Raw genomic sequence first — 19567 nt, forward strand, 5'->3', positions numbered from 1 at the left:
CATCACTCCCCAGCATGGAGATCGCCGAAATAGGCGTCCTGCACCATCGGGTCCCGCATCAGCTCCGCTGCCGGGCCCTGGGCCTGGAACAGGCCGTTCCGCATCAGGTAAGCATAGCCCGAGACCGCCAGCGCGCGCCGCACATTCTGCTCGACCAGCAGCACCGCGACGCCGCGAGCCGGCAAAGCGGCGACGAGGCGGAACACGTCCGCCGTCGCCTTCGGGGACAGCCCGAGCGAAGGCTCGTCCAGCAATATCAGCTTCGGCGCCGCCATCAGCCCGCGCGCCAGCGCCAGCATCTGCGCCTGGCCGCCGCTCAGCATCCCGGCCGGCTCGTCGAGCCGCGACCGCAGCATCGGGAAGGCATCCAGTGTCGCGTCCAGCCGGTCGGCGGCGCGGGCGAGAGAGCCGGCATTGTGGGCGCCGAGCAGCAAGTTCTCACGCAGGCTGAGATCGCCGAACAGCATCCGGCCCTCCGGTACATGCGCGATCCCGCGCGCGGTGATGGCATGGGGCGGCAGCATTTCGATCGCCTCGCCGTCGAAGCGGATGCTGCCGGCGACCGGGCGGACCTGGCCCGAGATGGCGCCGAGCAGCGAGCTCTTGCCCGCGCCGTTCGGCCCTAGCACGCAGACGATCCTCGCCGACGGAACGCCGAGCGTGACGCCGCGCACCGCCGGCAGGGCGTCGTAGCGGACGCCGAGTTCGGTGCAGTCAAGCATCGGCACCCTCCGTGCCGAAATAGGCCTCCACCACCTCCGGCCGGCGCAGCACCTCGCTGGGCGCGCCCTCGGCGATGCGCCGGCCAAAATCCAGCACCACGACGCACGGGCAGAGCGCCGCGATCAGATCCATCTTGTGCTCGATCAGAATGCCGGTACGCCCCGGCAGCACTTCCCGGCTGAGCAGGTCGGCCATCGCCGAGGTCTCGGACGGGGTAAGTCCGCCGGCCGGCTCGTCGAGCAGCAGCAGGCGCGGGTCGCGCGCGACGGCGCGGGCGAGGTCAAGTCGGCGCAGCTCGCCGATCGTCAGCTCGTCGCCGAGCCGGCCTCGCTGTGCGCTCAGGCCGAAGCGGTCGAGCAGGGCCTCGGCCTCCCCCGCCGACAGCCGGCTGTCGCCCCGGATATTGTCCAGCACCGTAAGGCGACTGAAGACCCGCGGGTGCTGCAGGGTGCGGCCGACGCCGAGGCGCGCGATGCGATGCGGCGGCCAGCCGGTCACCTCGGTCGCGCCGATCCGCACCTCGCCCGCATCGGGCGCCGTGAAGCCGGAGACGACGTTGAGCAAGGTCGTCTTGCCCGACCCGTTCGGTCCGATCAGGCCGAGCAGGCTGCCGGCCGGGACGGCGAGGTCGATGCCGGTCAGGGCCTCGATGCCGCCGAACCGCTTGGCGATGCCGGCCAGCGTCAGCATCAGCGCCGCCCGATCCGGGCGAGCCGGTGCAGCAGCCGCTCGTCGAGCAGACCGCGCGGCCGCCAGATCAGGAGAACCGCGACCAGCCCGCCGAACACGATCATGCGGTACCCGGCAAACATCTGCGTGGATTCCAGCAGCCCGATATCCAGCCCGACGCCCAGCAACGGCCCCAGCGCCGTGCCGAGCCCGCCGATCAGGCCATAGGCCAGGCTGTGCACCCCGAGCATGACGTCGAACAGCCGGGGCTCGATATAGGTGCTGGCATGGGCGTAGAGCCCGCCGCCGAGCCCGGCGAGGGCGCCGGCCGCCGCGGCCATCGCGAGCTTGGTGCGGAACACGTCGATGCCGCTCAGCGCGGCGAGCAACTCGTCCTCGCCCACCATGCGCAGCCGGCGGCCGAAGCGGCTGCGCTCGAGCACGGCCAGGAGAGCGAGGGTTGCTGCCAGCAGGGCGGCGACGAGGAGCAGGAATTCGGCCGGCTCGATGCCGCGCTCGAAGATATAGCGGATACCGCGGAACCCTTCCGCTCCGTTCGGGCCGACCAGCTCGCCGTCGCGCTCGACCTGGAACTGCGTCAGCTCCAGCACGATCCGCATCATCTCCGCGAAGGCGAGGCTCGCCATGGCGAAATAGAGCCCGCGCAGCCGGAAGGTCGGCAGCGCCAGGGCGAGCTGCCCGATTGCCGCCGCTATGGCGCCGATCGCCAGCGCGAGACCGAGCGGCAGGTCGAGCACGGCGGTGCCGATCCCGGCGGCATAGGCGCCGATGCCGAAAAAGGCCTGCTGGCCGAACGAGATCTCGCCGACCAGCAGCAGCAGGTAGGCCGAGAGCGCGACGAAGGCGATCATGCCGATATTGGTCAGCACGCCGACGAGATGCGGTTCCATGCTCAGATCCTTCGCTCGGCGGACGGCACGCCGGCGCCGATACCGGCCCGCAGCACGAGGCAGAGGAAGAGCAGCGCATAGACCAGAAGGTCGCGCAGCTGCGGGCCGAAAAACCATTGCCCATGCGCCTCGACCACGCCGAGCAGCAATCCGCCGATGACCGCGCCGGGGATGCTGCCGAGGCCGCCCAGCATCATCGCCACCAGGCCCTTGAACGTCGCCCACATGCCGAACATCGGCGTGATCTGCTGGTCGGCCGCGATCACCAGCATGCCGGCGAGCCCGCCCAGCGCCGAGGCGCCGAGAAAGGCGATCAGGCCGATGCGATCGACATCGATGCCGAGATGGCGCGCCGTGGCGCGGTCGCGCGCCGTGGCCCGCAGCGCGAGGCCGAAGCGGGACCGGTGCACCAGCAGCCAAAGCGCCAGCATTGCCGCAATGGCCGCACCGAGCGTCAGCAGGCGGTCGGCGCGGATCAGGATGCCGGCGATCTCAAACGGCGGCCGCGCTATCAAGGCAGGGAACGGATAGCTGTGCCGCGGCAGAAGGAGCGTGGCCAATTCCTCGAGCTGCATCCAGATGGCGAAGCTCGCCACCATCGAGGCGGTCGCGGCCTGGCCCCGCATCGGCGCAAAGCAGAGCCGCTCGACATAGAAGCCTGCCGCCACCGCGCCGAGAACGGTGACCAGGGCCACCACAGCTGCGCCCATCCCAAACTGGAGGTGCACGAGGGTGCCCAGATAGGCGCCGATCATGATCGATGGGCCGTAAGAGAGATTGAGCCGCCGCATCACGCCGAAGATGAGCGTGAAGCCGAGCGCCAGCATCGCATAGGCGCTGCCAGTCATCAGCCCGTCGACCGTGTTCTGCGCCAGGTCGTGGGCCATGGTCGTCAATCCGCGCGGCGCGATCCGAGATAGGCGCGCTGGATGACCTCGGCCTCTTCCACCTCGCCGGGCGTGCCGCTGAAGCTGACCCGGCCCTGTTCCATCAGATAGAAGTGGTGCGCCACCTTGAGCGCCATATGGGCGTTCTGCTCGACCAGGAAGATGGTGGTGCCATCGCGGTTCAGCTCGGTGACGATGCGGAAGATCTCCTCCACCACCAGCGGCGCGAGACCGAGCGAGGGCTCGTCCATCAGCAGGAGACGCGGCCGCGACATCAGCGCCCGGGCGACCGACAGCATCTGCTGCTCGCCGCCCGAAAGCGTGCCGGCGAGCTGTCCCTCGCGCTCCTTCAGCCGCGGGAAGCGTTGGAACATGCGCTCCATATCGGCGGCGATGCCGGCGCGGTCGCGGCGCAGATAGGCGCCGGCCGTCAGGTTCTCCCGCACCGACATCTGCGGAAAGACCAGCCGGTTCTCCGGCACCAGCGCGACGCCCGCCTGCACCACCTGGTCCGGCGCCCGGCCGGTGATCTCCCGGTCCTTCAGCGCGATGCGCCCGCGCCGGGGCTTCAGGATGCCGGCGATCGAGTACATCAAGGTGGTCTTGCCGGCGCCGTTAGGGCCGAGCAGACAGGTGATGCGGCCCTCGGCAACGCTGAGCGTCACGCCTTTCAGCGCTTCGATCTTGCCATAGGCGGTGACGACATCGCGCACGTCCAGCATCGGATCGCCCTCACGCCGTGCCGAGATAGGCCTGGCGCACGGCCGGATCGGCCTGTACCTCGGCGGCGGTGCCTTCGGCAATCTTGCGGCCGAAATTCAGCACGCAGACGCGGTCCGACACCGCCATCACCAGCTCCATGTGGTGTTCGATCAGCACGATGGTATAGCCCTGACGCTTCAGCTCGCGGATCCGCTCGTCGAGCGCGGCGATCTCCTCCGCATTCATGCCGGCGGCCGGTTCGTCGAGCAGCAGCAGCGAAGGCCGCGTCGCCAGCGCGCGGGCGAGCTCGAGACGGCGCTGCTCGCCGAAGGCGAGATTGGCGGCAAGCTCGTCCTTGCGATGCGCGAGGCCGGCGAAGTCGAGCAGCCGCCCGGTCTCCTCGCGTGCCTGCTTCGAGCCGCCGAGCCAGCGCGCGAGATAGCCTCTCTCCTTGCGATGCGCCGGCGCGTTCTGCGCCACCCACAGGTTCTGCCAGACGGTCAGGCCGCCGAACAGGCGGATGTTCTGGAAGGTGCGGGCGATGCCTTCCGAGAGCCGGCGATGCGTCGGCAGGTCGGTGATGTCGCGGCCGTCGAGCGTGATCCGGCCCGCGGTGACCGGATAAAGGCCGCAGATCAGGTTGACGGTCGTGCTCTTGCCGGATCCGTTCGGGCCGATCAGCCCCAGGATCTCGCCCTTGGCGACCGTCAGTGCCAGATCGTCGACAGCGCGGATGCCGCCGAAATGCTTGGCGATGCCGTCGAGCGCCAGCACGTTCAGGCCCGGCCGACCAGGCGGCGCAGCATGGCGAGTGACCGCGGATCGAGCAGGCCGTGCGGCCTGAGATTCATCGCCAGCACGATCAGCGCGCCGAACAGCAGGTTGCGCCAGTCGCCCATGAAGCGCAGCCCCTCGATCAGCACGCCCTGGATGAACACCACGGCGATCACCGTGCCGAAGACCGAGGAGAGGCCCCCCAGGATCGGATAGGCGATGGCGAAGGTCGCCAGCACGACGCCGAAATTGGCGTGCTCGATATGGGTCGTGTAGTGCGCGTAGATGCCGCCGGACAGGCCGGCGATGAAGCCGCCGGCGGCCATGGCCGAGACCTTCACGGCGGTGAGGTTGATGCCGACGCTCTGCGCCGCCAGCTCGTCCTCGCCCACCGCGCGCAGCACGGCGCCGGTGCGGCTGCGGTCCATCCACCAGAGTGCCGCCATCACCATGGCGACGATGGCCCAGATCAGCAGCATGACCTCGAAGGTGGTCCAGCCGTTCTCCGGGAAGTAACGGATCTGCCGGAACCCTTCGCCGCCGAGCGGACCGACTCTCACCTCGCCCTTGGCGATCTGGTAGTCGAAGTTGAAGAAGAAGAGACGCACCGCCTCGCCGAAAGCCAGGGTCGCGATCACCAGCATCAGCCCGCGCACGCGAAGCGCCGGGAAGCCGACCGCGCAGGCGATCGTCGCGGCCGCGATGCCCGCGATCAGCAGCGCCGGAAAGAGATGCATGCCGGCCAGCACGGTCAGCATGGCCGCGACATAGGCGCCGACGGCGGCGAAGCCAGCCTGCGCCAGGCTCACCTGCCCGGTCAGCAGGACCATATAGGCGGACAGGCCGAGCAGGGTGTGGACGCCGATGATCTGGGCCAGGCCGTAGTAGAAATCCATTGCCCTCGGCCTCAGTCGCGTGCGCCGGCGATGCGGAACAATCCGCCCGGCCGGAACACCAGGAAGGCGAACAGCAGCAGCATGACGTACATGTCGCGCTCGGTCACGCCGCGCCACATCTGGAACACGTTCTCGAAGGCGCCGACCAAGAGGCCGGCGACGATGGCGCCGGGGATGCTGCCGAGACCGCCGATCACGGTGACGATCAGGCCCTTCACGGTCAGCGGCAGGGAGAGCAGCGGCGACAGCACGCCGACCGAGGCGCCGATCATCGCGCCGGCGATGCCGCCCAGCGTGCCGGTCATCACGAAGGTGATGGCGTTCACCTGCGTCAGGCGGATGCCGCAGAGCTGCGCCGCCACCGGCTGTTGCGCCACGGCGCGCGTCGCGATGCCGAGCCGCGTCCGGTAGAGCAGGTAGAGCAGCACCGCCATGGCGACCAGGCAGACCAGGAAGACCAGCAGGAGGTCGACCCGCAGGATCAGCTGCCCGAGCTCGATCGGATAGCCGTCATAGATCGCCGGGTAGGAAAGCGGCATGCCGGCAGTCAGATGTACGATGATCTCGTCGACCAGCAGCAGCATGCCGACGGTGGACATCAAGGTGGCGAGCGGCGAGGCGATCGGGATGAAGCGGAAGCAGAGAAGGTAGATCGCATAGCCGATCAGGCCGGCCAGCGCCGCCGAGGTGGCGAAGACGACGATCGGCGGCGCCGTCTTCCACAGCAGGAATACGAGCAGGCCGGAATAGGCCCCGGCGATCGAGGCGGCGGCGAACGACATGTTGATCTTGTGCATGACGCCGAAGATCAGCGTGAAGCCGATGCCGATCACGGCATAAGTGGTCCCGAACAGCACTCCGTCGACGATCGACTGGGCGAGGTCGATCATGCGGCGATATCGAAGACGGAGATGCCGTCACCGTTCTCCCTCTCCCTCATCTCGTTGAGGGAGCGGGTCGGGGTGAGGGTGCGCGGGCAAAAGACGCCCCCGCCGAAGATGAACTGACCGCTTTGCAACTTTGCCCCCAAACGCATCCTCCCCACCTCACCCAACCCTCTCCCCCCACCAAGGTGGGCGGAGAGGGCTATTGGCGCATGTGGGCAGGCCGGTTCAATTCATCGGGTTGTGCAGCACCGCCCACTTGGCGTCCTTGGCGTAGACGAACAGGAACGGCTTCTCGGCCTCGCGGTCGGGCGTCCGCTTCACGGTGCCGATCAGGCCCTTGGTGGTCTGCAGCTTGGCCAGGCCCTGGCGCACCTTGTCGCGGTCGGCCGCCACCGTGTCGGGCTTGCCCATCACCTTCATGCTCTCGAACACGTCCTTCAGGATGAACATGTTCTCGTAGGCGGCGCCGGAATGCAGGTCGAGGCTGCCGTTGAACTTGGCCACGATCGAGGCGGCCGTCTCGGCCTCCGGCGTCACCGGCGCGAAGCTGGTCGGGATGACGATCCCCTCGGCTTCCTTGGCGCAGCCCTGCAGGGTCTCGAGGCTGGACGAGCTGGTGAGGCCGATCAGCAGCTTCGGCTTCACCCCCTGGCGGCGCATTTCCTTCAGCACGCCGCAGGTCGTGAAGGGATGCGCGGAGATGGCGACGATGTCCGCCCCGGCCGCCTTGATCTCGCGTACCTGGGTGGAGAAGTTGGTGTCGGCGAGCAGCCATTTCGACTCGCCCTTCACCTGCAGGCCACCGGCGCCGGCCTTCTCCTTCATCACCGAATACCAGGTGGCGCGGCTATGGGCGAAATCTTCCTCGACGCCGCCATAGATGGTCTTCAGCTCCGGCCTCGTCGTCTTCAGCCAGGCGAACAGCTTGTCGTACATCGCCGCTTCGGAGGGCACGTTGCGGAACGCCCATTCCGAGATCTTGGCGAGCCCGCCCTTGACCGCGACATCGGTGAAGATCGGGAATTGCAGCCCGGTATCGCCGGCATCGCCCGCCTTCTTCTGCAGGACGCCGAACAGCGGCTCGGCGACGTTGGAGCAGGTCGGGCCGACGGCGACCAGCGCCTCGGTCGAGGCGATGCGGCGCACCACCGAGATGCCTTCCTCGGCGTTGCAGCGGTCGTCCAGGAACTCGACCTCCACCTTGCCCTTGGCGCCATCGCCGAGCTTGATGCCACCCGCCTTGTTGATCTCGTCGGCGGCCGCCTTCATCGCCGCCTCGCTGTTGATGCCGAACGAGCGCACGACGCCGGACTTGGCGCCGAAGCCGTAGATCTTGACCACCCGCTCCTGCGCTTCCGCTGCCGCGGAGCCGAATGCCACGAGCGCGGTCGCGGCCAGCAGCAATGCCGTCGATTTCATCGGTCAGCCTCCCCATTGGGGCCGTTCGGCCCATGGCGCCGCGCAAAGAGAAGGGGATGACAGCGAAAAGCCATTGGCAGCGCCGTGGCGCGAGGCTCCCGCGGCCACTCCCCTTGGCTCGTCGGGCGTTGGTTTGGATTAAGGATTGAGCGCGCTAGGATGTCAACCAAGTGGGATTCGCCATCGGAACCGCCATGCTTGGTGTCGTGGGGCCGCCCGACCAGATCTGGATGGACCTGCAGTCGGAGCGGCTGCGAGAGCTCGGAGACTATTGGCTGGCCCGTCGCGGCCGGCGGCGGATGCCGTCCCGGGCCGACATCGATCCCGTCGACATCAAGCGGATCCTGCCCCTGCTCTTCCTGGCCGACGTGCTGCCGGGCCCCCCGCTGGACTTCCGCTACCGGCTGGTCGGCACGATGGTGACCGAGGTTCTCGGCGTGAACGCCACCGGGCGGACGCCGGAGGACGTGTTCGGCGAGGAGGGCATCGGCGTGCGCGAGGTCTATGAGAGCGTGGTCAGGACCGGCCTCGCCTATGTCAACCGGCGCCGGCTCGACTGGTATCACCGCGACTATGCGGCGTACGAGCTGGTGGTGCTGCCGCTCGGCCCGCCCGGCGGACCGGTCACCATGCTGCTCGGCGCGATGGATTTCGATGTGACGCTGAGTTGAGGGTGCGAAGGCGCCGCTCGGCCGCCTTCGCACCCACGGCAATCAGCCCTTCAGCTTGGCCGCGATCTTGGCGACATGGGCGCCCTGGAAGCGCGCCATGGAAAGTTCCTTTGCGCTGGGCTGGCGTTCGCCCTTGGCCCCGGCGATCGTGCCGGCACCCCAGGGGCTGCCGCCCTTCAGTTCGGAAATGTCGGCGAGTTCCGGGCAGGCATAGGGCAGGCCGACGATCACCATGCCGTGATGCACCAGCGTGTTGTAGAGCGACATCAGGGTGGACTCGTTGCCGCCGCCGGTGCCGGTGGAGACGAAGCCCGAGCCGACCTTGCCGACCAGTCCGCCCTTCACCCACAGGCCGCCGGTCTGGTCGAAGAAATTGCGCAGCTGCGCGGGCATGTTGCCGAACCGGGTCGGCGTGCCCACGATCACCGCATCGTAATCGCCGAGCTCGCCAGGCGCGGCGATCGGCGCGGCCTGATCGACTTTCGCGCCGGCCTTCTTCGCGGTCTCCGGATCCATCAGCTCGGGCACCCGCTTCAGCGTCACGTCGACGCCGGGCACCGACCGGGCGCCTTCGACAACGGCGTTCGCCATCGTCTCGATATGGCCGTACATCGAGTAGTAGAGCACCAATACCTTGGTCATGGTCCGTCTCCCGGGTTTGAGGTTCTCAACGCAAATCGAACAACAGGATCTCGGCGTTCTCGCCCGCCGCGGTGCCGATCACGGTGATCTCGGGCTCCTCCGCCATGGCGACCGCGTCGCCCTGGATCAGCGGGTTGCCGTTGACGCTGACCTGGCCGCGGGCCACCTGGATCCACTGCTTGCGGCCCGTTGCCGGCTTCAGCGTGACCGCCTCGCCCTTGGCCAGCAGCGCGCTATAGAGTTCCGCGTCCTGGTGGATGGTGACCGAGCCGTCGCGGCCGTCGCGCGAGGCGACCAGGCGCAGCTTGCCCTGCCGCTCGGCAGCCGGAAACGCTGTCTGCTCGTAGCCCGGCTCCAGGCCGCCCTTCTCGGGCAGCAGCCAGATCTGCAGCAGATGCACCGGATCGGTCCGGCTCGCATTGAACTCGGAATGGCGCACGCCGGTGCCCGCCGTCATGCGCTGCACCTCACCCGGCCGGATCACCGCGCTGTTGCCCATGCTGTCCTTGTGCTCCAGCGCGCCGTCCAGGATGTAGGTCACGATCTCCATGTCGCGGTGCGGATGGGTCGGGAAGCCTCCGCCCGGCGCCACCCGGTCCTCGTTGATGACGCGGAGGTCGCTGAACCCCATGAAGCGCGGGTCGTGATACTCGGCGAAGGAAAAGCTGTGGCGGGCCGACAGCCAGCCATGCTCGGCCCGGCCGCGGTCCTCGCTTTTGCGGATGTACATCATCGGGATGCTCCGTCGCGAACTCGCCCTGAAGAAAGCGCGCAGCATGGCTGTAGACAATATCGCCATAGTTTGACTAACTGTTGCAGAAATTGAGACAGTGGGCCTATGGACCGCATCGACGCCCTCCGCGCTTTCGCCGAAGTCGGGTCGGTGGGCAGCTTCTCGGCCGCCGCCCGCCGGCTCGGTCTCTCCAAGGCCCTGGTGAGCCGTCAGGTTGCCCAGCTGGAAGAGGAACTCGGCGTCAGGCTGCTGTCACGCACGACCCGCCGCGTGGCGTTCACCGGCCCCGGCGCCGCCTTCCATGCCCGCGCCCGCGCCCTGGTCGATGCCTATGAGGAGGCGGCGGCGGAAGCGCGGGCGCAGCAGCTCGAGCCGCGCGGTCCGATCAAGGTGTCGCTGCCGCTCGCCTTCGGCCTGCGCCACCTGGCCGGCGCCATCCTCGACTTCGTCGCGCGCCATCCGAGTGTCGAGATGCTGGTCGAGCTGAATGACCGCTTCGTCGACCTGGTGGAGGAGGGGTTCGATCTCGGCATCCGAGTCGGCCACCTCGCCGATTCGAGCCTGATCGCCCGCCGCCTCGGCGAGGTTCGGCGCATTGTCTGCGCCGCGCCTGCCTACGTCATCGCCGCGGGCCGCCCGGAGAAGCCCGAGGAGCTCGCCGACCATCGCTGTCTGCATTACGGGCCGATCGGCAGCGTGCAGCGCTGGCGCTTCCGGCGCGGTGGCGCCGAGATTCAAGTGGCGATCCGACCGGCCTTCCGGGCCAACAACAGCGATCTTCTGGTGCGGGCGGCATGTGAGGGACTCGGCGTCGTGCAGATGCCGACCTTCATCGTCGGCCCCCAGGTTTCCGACGGCAGTCTGGTGCCCCTGCTCGAGGCATTCGAGGAGCCGCCGCTGCCGGTCCATCTCCTGCTGCCGCCCGGCCGGGTCAACGCGGCGGCCCGCGCGCTTGCCGATGTGGTCGCCGATGCCTGCCTGCGCGATCTGCGCGGGAGCGAGCCGGCCCGACGCCAACAGGCGTGAGACTTCAGGCAGGCGATTCCAGGCCGAACACCTCCTGCGCCTCCCGCACGCCGCGCAGCTGGTGATGGCCGAGGCTTGCGAGGCCCTCGCCGGTCGCCGCCGCGAAGGCGGCCGAGGTCACGAGCCGATGGTCGAGGCCGGCACCGAGCCGCTCCAGCCGATTGGCGTGGTTGACGGCCGCGCCGATCACCGTGAAGTCGAGCCGGTCCGGTGCGCCGATATTGCCATAGGCGACTTCGCCGAGATGCAAAGCAATGGCGAAACGCATCACCGGTGCACCAGCCACTTCGCGCTCGCGATTGCGGCGGTCGATCGCGGCGATGGCGGCCTGCGCTGCCCGAAGGGCGGCGGCGGCCCGTTCGCGCGTGGTCGCCGCCTCGGCCGGGAAGATGGCGAGCAGACCATCCCCGATGAACTTGAGCACTTCGCCGCCCTCGCCGGTCACCGCCCCCGTCAGGATCTCGAACCAGTCGTTGAGCAACGCCAGCACATCGTCGCGCGGCAATGCCTCCGAAAGCTCCGTGAACCCGCGCAGGTCGGCGTAGAGGATTACCGCTTCGATATCTTCGACCGCGCCGCGCACGATAGCGCCGGAAAGCACGCGCCCGCCGGTGCGCCGGCCGACATAGGTGTCGAGCAGGGTCCTGGCCGTGCTTCGGGCCGATTGCAGCTCGACGATGACCGCCAGCACTTCAGCGATCTCCGTTAGCCCGGCGATGTCGCCATCGCCGAAGCCCCCGGCCCGGTCGGACAGGAAGGTGATCACGCTGTTGGTGCCGTCGGACTGGCGCATCGGCAGAGCGAGATAGTCTGTGCCGCCTGCGGCGCTGAAGTCGTGCAGCACCGCGAAGTCCATCGGACAGGCGGGATCTTCCAAGCGGCGGCGGAGCTGCTGGCCGGTGACTTGCGCATGGCGCGGCGGGCTGAGGCGGAATTCGTCGCTTTGCGATGCCGCCAGGCTGGCGATCAGCCGCTCCGCGCCGGGCGCGTCGCGGCGCCAGACATAGGCGGTGCCCTTGATCAGCGGGTGCAGGGTATCGACGCCGCAGAACGCCCGCGCGATGGGAAAGCCGGCGGCCAGGATGCGCTCGCACATCTGGGCGCCGAACTCGCGCGTGCGCGGAATGAGCCGCCCCTCGTGCAGCATCCAGCGAATGACCGACTGCGCATCTCCTGCCATCGGACAATCATAGCGGGTATCGCGGCGCCGCAATGCTATGTTCGCCGGCCATGAACGAATCGCGGATCCTGTGTGCCGACATGCCGGCCGAGCGGCGCGCCATCGAGCGGCGCTATTATGCCGCCATGGCCATGCCGTTCCTGATCGACGTGGTCATCAGCGCGATCTTCTCCGGCATCCTCGGCCTGCCCGAGCTGTTCCTGCGCAACCTGCTGACCAGCGGGCTCGTGCTCGGCCTTGGCGTGCATGTCGGGGCGCGGCTGCTCTACCGCCCGGTGCATCGCTTTCTGCTCGGCGGGGAGGACTTTGCCGGCATCGAGCGGCGGCTGACTCAGCTGCCGCTCAGATCCGCCACGCTGGTCATGTGGTGTTATCTCCCGATGCTGGGGTTTCGCCTGTTCGCTCCGTTGGTACTGGGCGCGGCGACGATGGGCGTGCCGCTGCCGACCTGGACCGACAGCCTCGTCACCCTGGTCGTGCAGCTGCTGTTCGGCTTCGTGTTCACCTACTTCCTGATCAGCGGCTATCTCGAACGGCTCTGCCATTTCCTGTTCGAGGCGCATGGCGTCAATCTCAGCCTGTTCTTCGGCCGCTTCTCCTTCAAGGTGGCGATCGCGCTGATCTTCGTCTCGCTCGCGCCGCTGGCGCTGATCGCCGGCGAGATCGTCAGCTATGACGGCGAGCGGCTGATGCGCGAGGTGGCGATCGACCTGATCGGGGCCACATTTGCGCTGGGCGTCACGCTGTTCTGGGTCTCGCGCGCGCTGACGCGACCGCTCTCTCGGCTCGAGACCGGCATCGGCGCCGTTGCCGACGGCGATCTCTCGATCCGCCTGCCGGTCACGTCGAACGAGGAGATCGGCAAGGTCACTTCGCATTTCAACCGCATGGTCGAAGGTCTGCGCGATCGCCGCCGCATCCGCGAGACCTTCGGCAAGTATGTCAGCGAGACGGTCGCCGCCGCGCTGCTGCAGGAGGCGGGCGACGGCCGTCTCAAGGGCGAGATGCGGACCTCGACCCTGATGTTCACCGACATCGAGGGCTTCACCGCGCTTTCCGAGCGGCTGCAGCCCGACACGCTGATCGCGGTGCTGAACGAATATCTCGAAGTGGTGCTGGAGCCGATCCAGCGCCATGGCGGCGTGGTCAACAGCTTCAGCGGCGACGGCCTGTTCGCCAGCTTCAACCTGCCGCTCGCCAACGAGCGTCATGCGGAATGCGCCATCGCGGCCGCGCTGGCAATCCAGCAGGCCCTGGCGCCGCGGGTCTTCACCGGCGGCGTCCGGCTGAAGACGCGGATCGGCATCAACACCGGCATGGTGGTCGGTGGCACGATCGGCGCCGGCGAACGGCTCGGCTATACGCTGCTCGGCGATGCGGTGAATATGGCAGCCCGGCTGCAGGAGCTGAACAAGGCGCATGGCACGCGCATCCTGGTCAGCGAGGCGACGCGCTGCCTCGCCGCCGACGGCTTCCGCTTCCGGCGCATCGGCGAGGTGCCGATCCGCGGCCGCAGCGAAACCCTGGAGTTGCACACTCTGGAGGAAACCGTCGGAACCACGGCGTGATCCGCCGCGTTGGCATCTCGGGGGGGATCGCCCCGATATGCAAAGGATTCCTCAGGTGCAGTCGCCACTCGAACTCAGCTTCAACAACATGGACGCGTCCGACGCCGCCAAGGCGATGGTGGAGGCGCGCGCCGCGCGCCTGGACGAGCGCTTCGACGGCATCACCAGCTGCCATGTCTGGATCGATGCCGAGCAGCGGAGCGCCACCGGCGGCACGGCGCGCAACGTCACCTACGACGTTCGGATCGAGCTCCGCGTGCCGGGCACCGAACTCGCGGTGAACTCCAAGCCCGGCGATGTCCGCGCCCATACCGACCTGCGGATCGCGATTCGCGATTCCTTCGACGCCTTGGAACGTCAGCTCGCCGGCTATGCCGAGAAGCTCAGGCGCGAGGTCAAGGCCCATGATGCGCCGCTGCAGGGGAAGGTGCTGCGCCTGTTCGCGGCCCAGGGCTATGGCTTCGTTGCGACCACCGATGGCCGCGAAGTGTATTTTCATCGCAACTCTGTGACCGAGGACGGCTTCGGCTCGCTTGACGTGGGCACCCCGGTGCAGCTGACTGTCATCGATGGTGAAAGTCCCGATGGCCCGCAGGCCACGACGGTGCGGCCGATCCGTCCGCGGCAGCTGGAACGACAGCCCTAGCGTGGGCGTGGCTGCGTACACGAAGAAGGGCGGGTTGCGATTCGGTGCCGCGCTGTGGCTCGCGCTGACGTTAGCCGGCCAGCCGGCTCTCGCGCAGGCGCCACTCGCACCGCCCGCGCCGATCGAGAAGCCGGGCCCCATCCCGGCGGTGCAGCGCGAGGCCGTCACCAGCCGCCACACCCTGACGATCGGCGACAAGAGCCTCGATTACACTGCCGAGATCGGCACCGTGATCGTGACGGCCAACGATGGCGAGCGCCAGGGCGAGATGTTTTACACCGCCTATCGCTTGGCCGAGGCCGAGCCGCGCGACCGGCCGATCGCCTTCGTGGTCAATGGCGGGCCGGGCGCCGCTTCGGCCTATCTGCATCTCGGCGCGCTCGGGCCGAAGATCGTCCGTTTCAACGACGACGGCTCGATTCCGCCGCCGCCGGCGCGCCTCGTCGCCAATGCGGAGACTTGGCTGCCCTTCGCCGATCTCGTCTTCATCGATCCGATCGGCACCGGCTTCAGCCGCTCGCTCAAGCCGGCGGAGAAGGAGAAGCCGCAGGCCGCATCCGAAGAGGATCCGCGTGACGACAGCTTCTGGGGCGTGGAAGCCGACAAGCGGGCGCTGACCGAGTTCATCCGCCTCTACCTCACGCGCACGCATCGCTGGCTTTCGCCGGTCTTCCTGGTGGGGGAGAGCTATGGCGGCTTCCGCGTCGCGGTGCTGGTCGAGTCGCTGCCGGAGGATATCGGGGTGGCGCCGGCGGGGGCCGTGCTGGTGTCGCCCGTACTGGAATTCAGCCTTCTCTACGGCGATGCGTACAGGCCGATGCATTGGGTGACGCTTCTGCCGAGCTATGCCGCGACCGCCGCGGCGCATGGCCGTCAGAAGGCGGGTGGCGAGGCCGCGGCCGGGGCAGAGGATGTCGAGGCCTTCGCGGTCGGCTCTTATCTCGGCCTGCTGGTCGGCCCGAAGCCGGCGCCGGGCGCCGAGGAGAGCGCGCAGCGCCGCGCCACCTGGGCGCGGCTCGCCGAGCTCACCGGCATTGACGAGGAGACGCTACGCCGGCACCGCGGCCGCCTGTCGCGCGGCCTGTTCGCCAAGGCTCTGTTGCGCGACCAGGGGCGTGTGCTCAGCGCCTATGACGGCACCGTAACGGCGCCGGATCCCGCGCCCGGCCGGGCCGAGGCCTGGGGTCCCGATCCGTTGCTGGCGGCGCTCACCGCCCCGCTCACTTCGGCTTTCAACGCCTATGTGCGCGACGAGCTCAACTTCAAGACCGAGCTGCGCTACCACCTGCTCAACCGCGACGTCTCGCGGCGCTGGGCCTGGCGCGGCGGCAACCGCAGCCAAGGCTATATCGGCGCCGCCGACGACCTGAAGACGGCGATGTCGGTCAATCCCGACCTGCGCCTGCTGATCGTGCATGGCCGCTACGACCTGGTGACGCCCTATTTCGCTTCGACCTATGTGATCGACCGCATGGATCTCGGCCCCGCGCTTGCCGATCAGCTGACGCTTCAGGTCTACGATGGCGGGCACATGTTCTACACCCATGCGAAAAGCCGAAAGCTCTTCCGCGACCACGCGGAAAAGCTGTTCGCGGATGCGCTGGCGGTGCGCGTCCGGCCGCCGGTGCCCGCGCCGGCGAAATAGCGCGGACCGCTACCGCGCCTCTGTCCAGCTCTCGGAGAAGGCAAGGGCCGAGGTGCTGAACGGCCGCCCCTCGCGCTCGCGCGGCCAGGATCGTCCAGCCGCCGCCACGCCATTGAGCGTGAGGCGCGTGGACGCCGCGGGGATCAGCACCGTGCAGACGCCGTAGGGGCGGTTCGGCAGCTGGTTCGGCAGGATGTGCAGCAGCAGCGGATCGCCGATATCGTGCCAGGTCAGCGCGACTTCCTCGCCCCGCGCCACCAGGCTCTCGGTCCAGAAATAACGCGGGTCGCCGGATTTCGAGAACGTGGCCTCGGTCACCGGAATGCCGGTGTCCTTCAGCTCGGCGTTCAGCATGCCCTGCACGGTCTGCTGCAGCCAGCGCGCCATGGCGATGTTGTCGGACCAGATACGCCAGCGGTTCTGGGTCAGCTCGCTCTTGAGGTAGAGCACATGGCCCGGGCCGCCGGGCGAGAACAGGATGCGCCAGAAGCTCGCCTCCGTGCTGTTCGGATCGCCGTCCTTCGCGGAGAGCCGGATGAACGGGTTCTCGCCGGTGACGATGACGCGGTTCGGGTCGGACGTTGACATAGCGTGCTTGCTCCTTCTGGTCGGCATGCGACTATGGCGCCTTCCCGATCCGGAGGCGCCGCGGTGCTCAAGCTCTTCTACACGCCAAATACCTGCGCGCTGGCATCGCACATTATACTGGAGGATGTCGGTGCCGCGTATGAAACAGTGCGCATCGATTTCCGCCGCGAGGAGCAGCGCAAGCCGGAATACCTCGCGGTCAATCCCAAGGGGCGCGTGCCGGCGCTGGTCACCGAGCGTGGCGTGCTGACCGAGACGCCCGCCATCCTGGTCTTCCTCGCCCAGCTTTTCCCGGCCGCGCGCCTGGCGCCGATCGACGATCCCTTCGCCTTCGCCGAGATGCAATCGTTCAACAGCTATCTCTGCTCGACCGTGCACGTTGCGCATGCGCATCGCATGCGCGGCTATCGCTGGGCCGATGATCCGGCCGCGCTTCAGGCGATGCAGCGCAAAGTGCCGCAATCGGTCGGCGACGCCTTCGCGCTGATCGAGCAGGGCATTCTGCGCGGCCCCTGGGTGATGGGCGAGGCCTACACGATCTGCGATCCCTATCTCTTCACGCTCGCGCAATGGCTGGAGGCCGACGGCGTCGATCTCGCGCGCCTGCCGCGGGTATTGGCGCATCGCGAACGCATGGCGGCGCGCGATGCCGTGAAGCGCGCCGTGGCCATGGAGCTCGATCCGAAGACGTAACAACGAAACTCGAGGAGGAATGCCCGATGTCCCGCTTGCCCCCGATTCCGGATGAGAAGCTCAACGACTCCCAGCGCAAGGTGGTCGATGCCATCAAATCGGGCCCGCGCGGGCGGGTCGGCGGGCCGTTCCCGGCATTGCTGCGCAATCCCGACCTCGCCGGTCGCGTTGCCCATCTGGGCGAGCTGCTGCGCTTCGGCACCTCGCTGCCGCCGCGCCTGTCGGAACTGGCGATCCTGCTCACCGCGCGCGCCTGGACGGCGCAATACGAGTGGTACGCGCATGCCAAGCTGGCGCGGCAAGGCGGGCTCGCCGATACCGTCATCGAGGCGATCCGCCTGAAGCAGCGCCCGGCGGCGATGCAGGCGGACGAAACAATCGTCTACGACTTCTGCAGCGAGCTGCACGCCAATCGCAAGGTCGGCGACAAGGCCTATCAGGCGGCCAAGGCGGCCTTCGGCGAGGCCGGCGTGGTGGAGCTGCTCGCGATCAGCGGCTACTACGTCCTGGTCTCGATGGTGCTGAACGTGGCCCAGGTGCCGCTGCCGGAGGGCGAGCCGATGCCGTTGGCCGACTGATCTATCGACCGCTGCCGGGCGCCGTAACGAGGCCCAGGTCGATCAGGCTTTGCGCCGTCGCGACGATCGCGTCCTCCGCCGGGCGGAAAGCGAAACCGAGCTGTTCCCGCGCCTTTCGATTCGAGATCGGCCGCGCCTTGCCGAGGTCCGGCAATGCGGCCCTGAGGGTCGCGTCGAATATCGCGGCCAGCCGCACGACGAAATCGGGCAGTTCCCGGGTCGGCAGCTTGCGTCGGAAAGCGGGAAAACGTTCGAGCAGGATGTGGCCGATATCCTTGAGCCACAATGTCTCGCCGGCGCAGACGAAGCGTTCGCCGGCCGCCTTCGGGGCGAGCATGGCGTCGACATGCATCGCCGCGACATCGCGGGCATCGACGATGGAGAATTGCAGCCGCGGCAGCGCCGGGTACTTGCCCAGCAGGAACATCCGGATCACATCGGCCGAGCCGCCGATATCGCGGTCCAGCGCGGGACCGAGAATCAGGCCCGGATTGATCACCGCGAGCCGCATCCCGGATTTGTCTTCGGCGATGAAGTCCCAGGCGGCGCGCTCGGCCAGGGTCTTGGAGAGCGAGTAGGGCGAGATGGTCGGGCTGGCCGCATCCGACCAATCGGCCTCGGTGTAGATCCGTCCGGGGGAATCCGGGTGTCCGGACGTGATCGCGGCCACGGATGACGTGAGCACGGCGCGTTCGACGCCCGCCCGCGCCGCCGCCGCCAGCGCGCGGCGCGTGCCGCCGACGGCCGGGGTCACGAGCTCGTTCGGGTCCTTCGGCACCTGCAGCGGGAATGGCGAGGCGACATGCATCAGGTAGCGGCATCCTGCTGCCGCTTCGTTCCAACCCTGGTCTTTCGTCAGGTCGAGCGTCGCGAAATCGAGCCGCCCTGAGGGATCGACCAATTTGGCAACCGCGGCAACGACCTCAGCCGCGGTCGTCGGGCGCCGCAACGTGCCGCGGACGTCAAACCCGCGTGCCAGCAGGGCTGCGATACAGTGCTTGGCCAGGAAACCGCTGGCGCCGGTAACCAGGACTCGGTCGGCCATGCTAGCCCCATTGCCCTTGATTGAAGGCGAGGCTCATACTGGCCCAACGTCGCGTCCCGGGCCAGCCTGGGACTCGATCCGATCGAGGGAGGGTATGGCCATGGTGGCGCCGAGCAAGTTCGCCCATGTCGTCTACAAGACGCATCAATACGAGGTGATGATCGACTGGTACTGCCGCATCTTCGAGGCCAAGGTGCAGCACCGGGACGATCGGCTCGCCTTCCTCACCTATGACGACGAGCATCACCGTTTCGCCTTCCTGAATCTCGGCCCGGCACCGGCCGATGCGGGCCCGCGCGACAAGATGGCGGTGGGCGTGCACCACCTGGCCTATACGTGGAAGAATCTCGGCGAGCTGGTCGATACCTACAAGCGGCTGAAGGCGCAGGGCGTCGTGCCGGTCAGGCCGATCCGGCACGGCATGACCCTCTCGATGTATTACGAGGACCCGGACCAGAACATGCTGGAATTCCAGGTCGACCTCGTCACCGTCGAGGCGGCCAACGCCTTCATGGACAGCCCCGCCTTCGACGCCAACCCGATCGGCGAGCCGTTCGATCCCGACGAGCTCGCGGCGCGCTTCGATGCCGGCAAGCCGGTCGACGACCTGATCTTTCGCTCGGACCAGCCGGAAAGCGGGCTGAAGCAACGGGCCGAAGCGGCACCGGTGCCGGCCTGAGCGGC

General features: G+C 68.2%; 22 protein-coding genes. 8 read left to right on the forward strand and 14 right to left on the reverse strand.

Going from position 1 to position 19567, the window contains the following annotated elements:
- Window positions 1-2: 2 nt before the first annotated feature.
- From DT074_RS05560 to DT074_RS05600, 9 genes are all read right to left on the reverse strand, one after another.
- Window positions 3-722, reverse strand: coding sequence for an ABC transporter ATP-binding protein (locus DT074_RS05560; RefSeq protein ID WP_119418828.1), 720 nt, complete (start codon window positions 720-722; stop codon window positions 3-5).
- Window positions 715-1413 carry an ABC transporter ATP-binding protein gene (locus DT074_RS05565; RefSeq protein ID WP_119418869.1) on the reverse strand — a complete coding sequence of 233 codons (699 nt, stop codon included), beginning with the start codon at window positions 1411-1413 and terminating at the stop codon, window positions 715-717. Before DT074_RS05565 ends, DT074_RS05560 begins: the two co-directional genes overlap by 8 nt.
- Window positions 1413-2303 (reverse strand): branched-chain amino acid ABC transporter permease, encoded by an 891-nt coding sequence (locus DT074_RS05570; RefSeq protein WP_162914649.1) that lies wholly within the window; start codon window positions 2301-2303, stop codon window positions 1413-1415. The genes DT074_RS05565 and DT074_RS05570 overlap by 1 nt, the downstream gene beginning before the upstream one ends.
- Before the next feature lie 2 nt (window positions 2304-2305).
- Window positions 2306-3190, reverse strand: coding sequence for a branched-chain amino acid ABC transporter permease (locus DT074_RS05575; protein ID WP_119418830.1), 885 nt, complete (start codon window positions 3188-3190; stop codon window positions 2306-2308).
- 5 nt (window positions 3191-3195) lie between these two features.
- Complete coding sequence (locus tag DT074_RS05580) at window positions 3196-3912, reverse strand: ABC transporter ATP-binding protein (RefSeq protein ID WP_119418831.1); 717 nt, start codon at window positions 3910-3912, stop codon at window positions 3196-3198.
- 10 nt (window positions 3913-3922) lie between these two features.
- Window positions 3923-4666, reverse strand: coding sequence for an ABC transporter ATP-binding protein (locus DT074_RS05585; RefSeq protein WP_368744443.1), 744 nt, complete (start codon window positions 4664-4666; stop codon window positions 3923-3925).
- A 2-nt stretch (window positions 4667-4668) separates the two neighbouring features.
- Window positions 4669-5562 carry a branched-chain amino acid ABC transporter permease gene (locus DT074_RS05590; RefSeq protein ID WP_119418832.1) on the reverse strand — a complete coding sequence of 298 codons (894 nt, stop codon included), beginning with the start codon at window positions 5560-5562 and terminating at the stop codon, window positions 4669-4671.
- Window positions 5563-5573: 11 nt separating this feature from the next.
- Window positions 5574-6452: a branched-chain amino acid ABC transporter permease gene (locus tag DT074_RS05595; protein WP_119418833.1), complete on the reverse strand. Its 879-nt coding sequence runs from the start codon at window positions 6450-6452 to the stop codon at window positions 5574-5576.
- Between the two features lie 222 nt (window positions 6453-6674).
- Complete coding sequence (locus DT074_RS05600) at window positions 6675-7868, reverse strand: ABC transporter substrate-binding protein (protein WP_119418834.1); 1194 nt, start codon at window positions 7866-7868, stop codon at window positions 6675-6677.
- 170 nt (window positions 7869-8038) lie between these two features.
- On the opposite strand from DT074_RS05600, the gene DT074_RS05605 reads away from it, so the two are divergent.
- Entirely contained in the window at window positions 8039-8539 is a 501-nt protein-coding gene (locus tag DT074_RS05605; RefSeq protein WP_119418835.1) for a PAS domain-containing protein, read from the forward strand.
- Between the two features lie 42 nt (window positions 8540-8581).
- Here DT074_RS05605 and wrbA read toward each other — a convergent pair whose 3' ends face one another.
- Both wrbA and DT074_RS05615 read right to left on the reverse strand, forming a co-directional pair.
- On the reverse strand, window positions 8582-9181 hold the full coding sequence (wrbA, locus tag DT074_RS05610) for an NAD(P)H:quinone oxidoreductase (RefSeq protein WP_119418836.1): 600 nt from the start codon (window positions 9179-9181) through the stop codon (window positions 8582-8584).
- A 25-nt stretch (window positions 9182-9206) separates the two neighbouring features.
- Complete coding sequence (locus DT074_RS05615; protein WP_119418837.1) at window positions 9207-9914, reverse strand: pirin family protein; 708 nt, start codon at window positions 9912-9914, stop codon at window positions 9207-9209.
- Between the two features lie 105 nt (window positions 9915-10019).
- Between DT074_RS05615 and DT074_RS05620 the strand changes: the two genes are divergently transcribed.
- Window positions 10020-10940: a LysR family transcriptional regulator gene (locus tag DT074_RS05620; RefSeq protein WP_119418838.1), complete on the forward strand. Its 921-nt coding sequence runs from the start codon at window positions 10020-10022 to the stop codon at window positions 10938-10940.
- Window positions 10941-10944: 4 nt separating this feature from the next.
- Here DT074_RS05620 and DT074_RS05625 read toward each other — a convergent pair whose 3' ends face one another.
- A complete protein-coding gene (locus tag DT074_RS05625; RefSeq protein WP_119418839.1) occupies window positions 10945-12120 on the reverse strand; it encodes an adenylate/guanylate cyclase domain-containing protein in 1176 nt (391 codons plus the stop codon).
- Window positions 12121-12170: 50 nt separating this feature from the next.
- On the opposite strand from DT074_RS05625, the gene DT074_RS05630 reads away from it, so the two are divergent.
- Genes DT074_RS05630 through DT074_RS05640 form a run of 3 tightly spaced genes read left to right on the forward strand, consistent with a single transcriptional unit; the run spans window position 12171 to window position 15979 of the window.
- Window positions 12171-13688 (forward strand): adenylate/guanylate cyclase domain-containing protein, encoded by a 1518-nt coding sequence (locus DT074_RS05630; protein ID WP_162914650.1) that lies wholly within the window; start codon window positions 12171-12173, stop codon window positions 13686-13688.
- A 55-nt stretch (window positions 13689-13743) separates the two neighbouring features.
- Window positions 13744-14334 (forward strand): HPF/RaiA family ribosome-associated protein, encoded by a 591-nt coding sequence (locus tag DT074_RS05635; protein ID WP_162914651.1) that lies wholly within the window; start codon window positions 13744-13746, stop codon window positions 14332-14334.
- A gap of 7 nt (window positions 14335-14341) precedes the next feature.
- Window positions 14342-15979 (forward strand): S10 family peptidase, encoded by a 1638-nt coding sequence (locus DT074_RS05640; protein ID WP_162914652.1) that lies wholly within the window; start codon window positions 14342-14344, stop codon window positions 15977-15979.
- 9 nt (window positions 15980-15988) lie between these two features.
- Here the strand turns inward: DT074_RS05640 and DT074_RS05645 are convergent, their stop codons facing one another.
- Window positions 15989-16567, reverse strand: coding sequence for a hypothetical protein (locus DT074_RS05645; RefSeq protein ID WP_119418843.1), 579 nt, complete (start codon window positions 16565-16567; stop codon window positions 15989-15991).
- A gap of 63 nt (window positions 16568-16630) precedes the next feature.
- Here DT074_RS05645 and DT074_RS05650 point away from each other — a divergent pair, with 63 nt between their 5' ends.
- Complete coding sequence (locus tag DT074_RS05650; protein WP_119418844.1) at window positions 16631-17260, forward strand: glutathione S-transferase family protein; 630 nt, start codon at window positions 16631-16633, stop codon at window positions 17258-17260.
- 26 nt (window positions 17261-17286) lie between these two features.
- A complete protein-coding gene (locus tag DT074_RS05655; protein ID WP_119418845.1) occupies window positions 17287-17838 on the forward strand; it encodes a carboxymuconolactone decarboxylase family protein in 552 nt (183 codons plus the stop codon).
- Window position 17839: 1 nt separating this feature from the next.
- Here DT074_RS05655 and DT074_RS05660 read toward each other — a convergent pair whose 3' ends face one another.
- Complete coding sequence (locus tag DT074_RS05660) at window positions 17840-18883, reverse strand: NAD-dependent epimerase/dehydratase family protein (protein WP_119418846.1); 1044 nt, start codon at window positions 18881-18883, stop codon at window positions 17840-17842.
- 100 nt (window positions 18884-18983) lie between these two features.
- Between DT074_RS05660 and DT074_RS05665 the strand changes: the two genes are divergently transcribed.
- Window positions 18984-19562, forward strand: coding sequence for a VOC family protein (locus tag DT074_RS05665; RefSeq protein WP_119418871.1), 579 nt, complete (start codon window positions 18984-18986; stop codon window positions 19560-19562).
- The last annotated feature ends 5 nt before the right edge of the window (window positions 19563-19567 follow it).

The organism is Desertibaculum subflavum (assembly GCA_003576705.1).
Lineage (GTDB): Bacteria > Pseudomonadota > Alphaproteobacteria > Ferrovibrionales > Ferrovibrionaceae > Desertibaculum > Desertibaculum subflavum.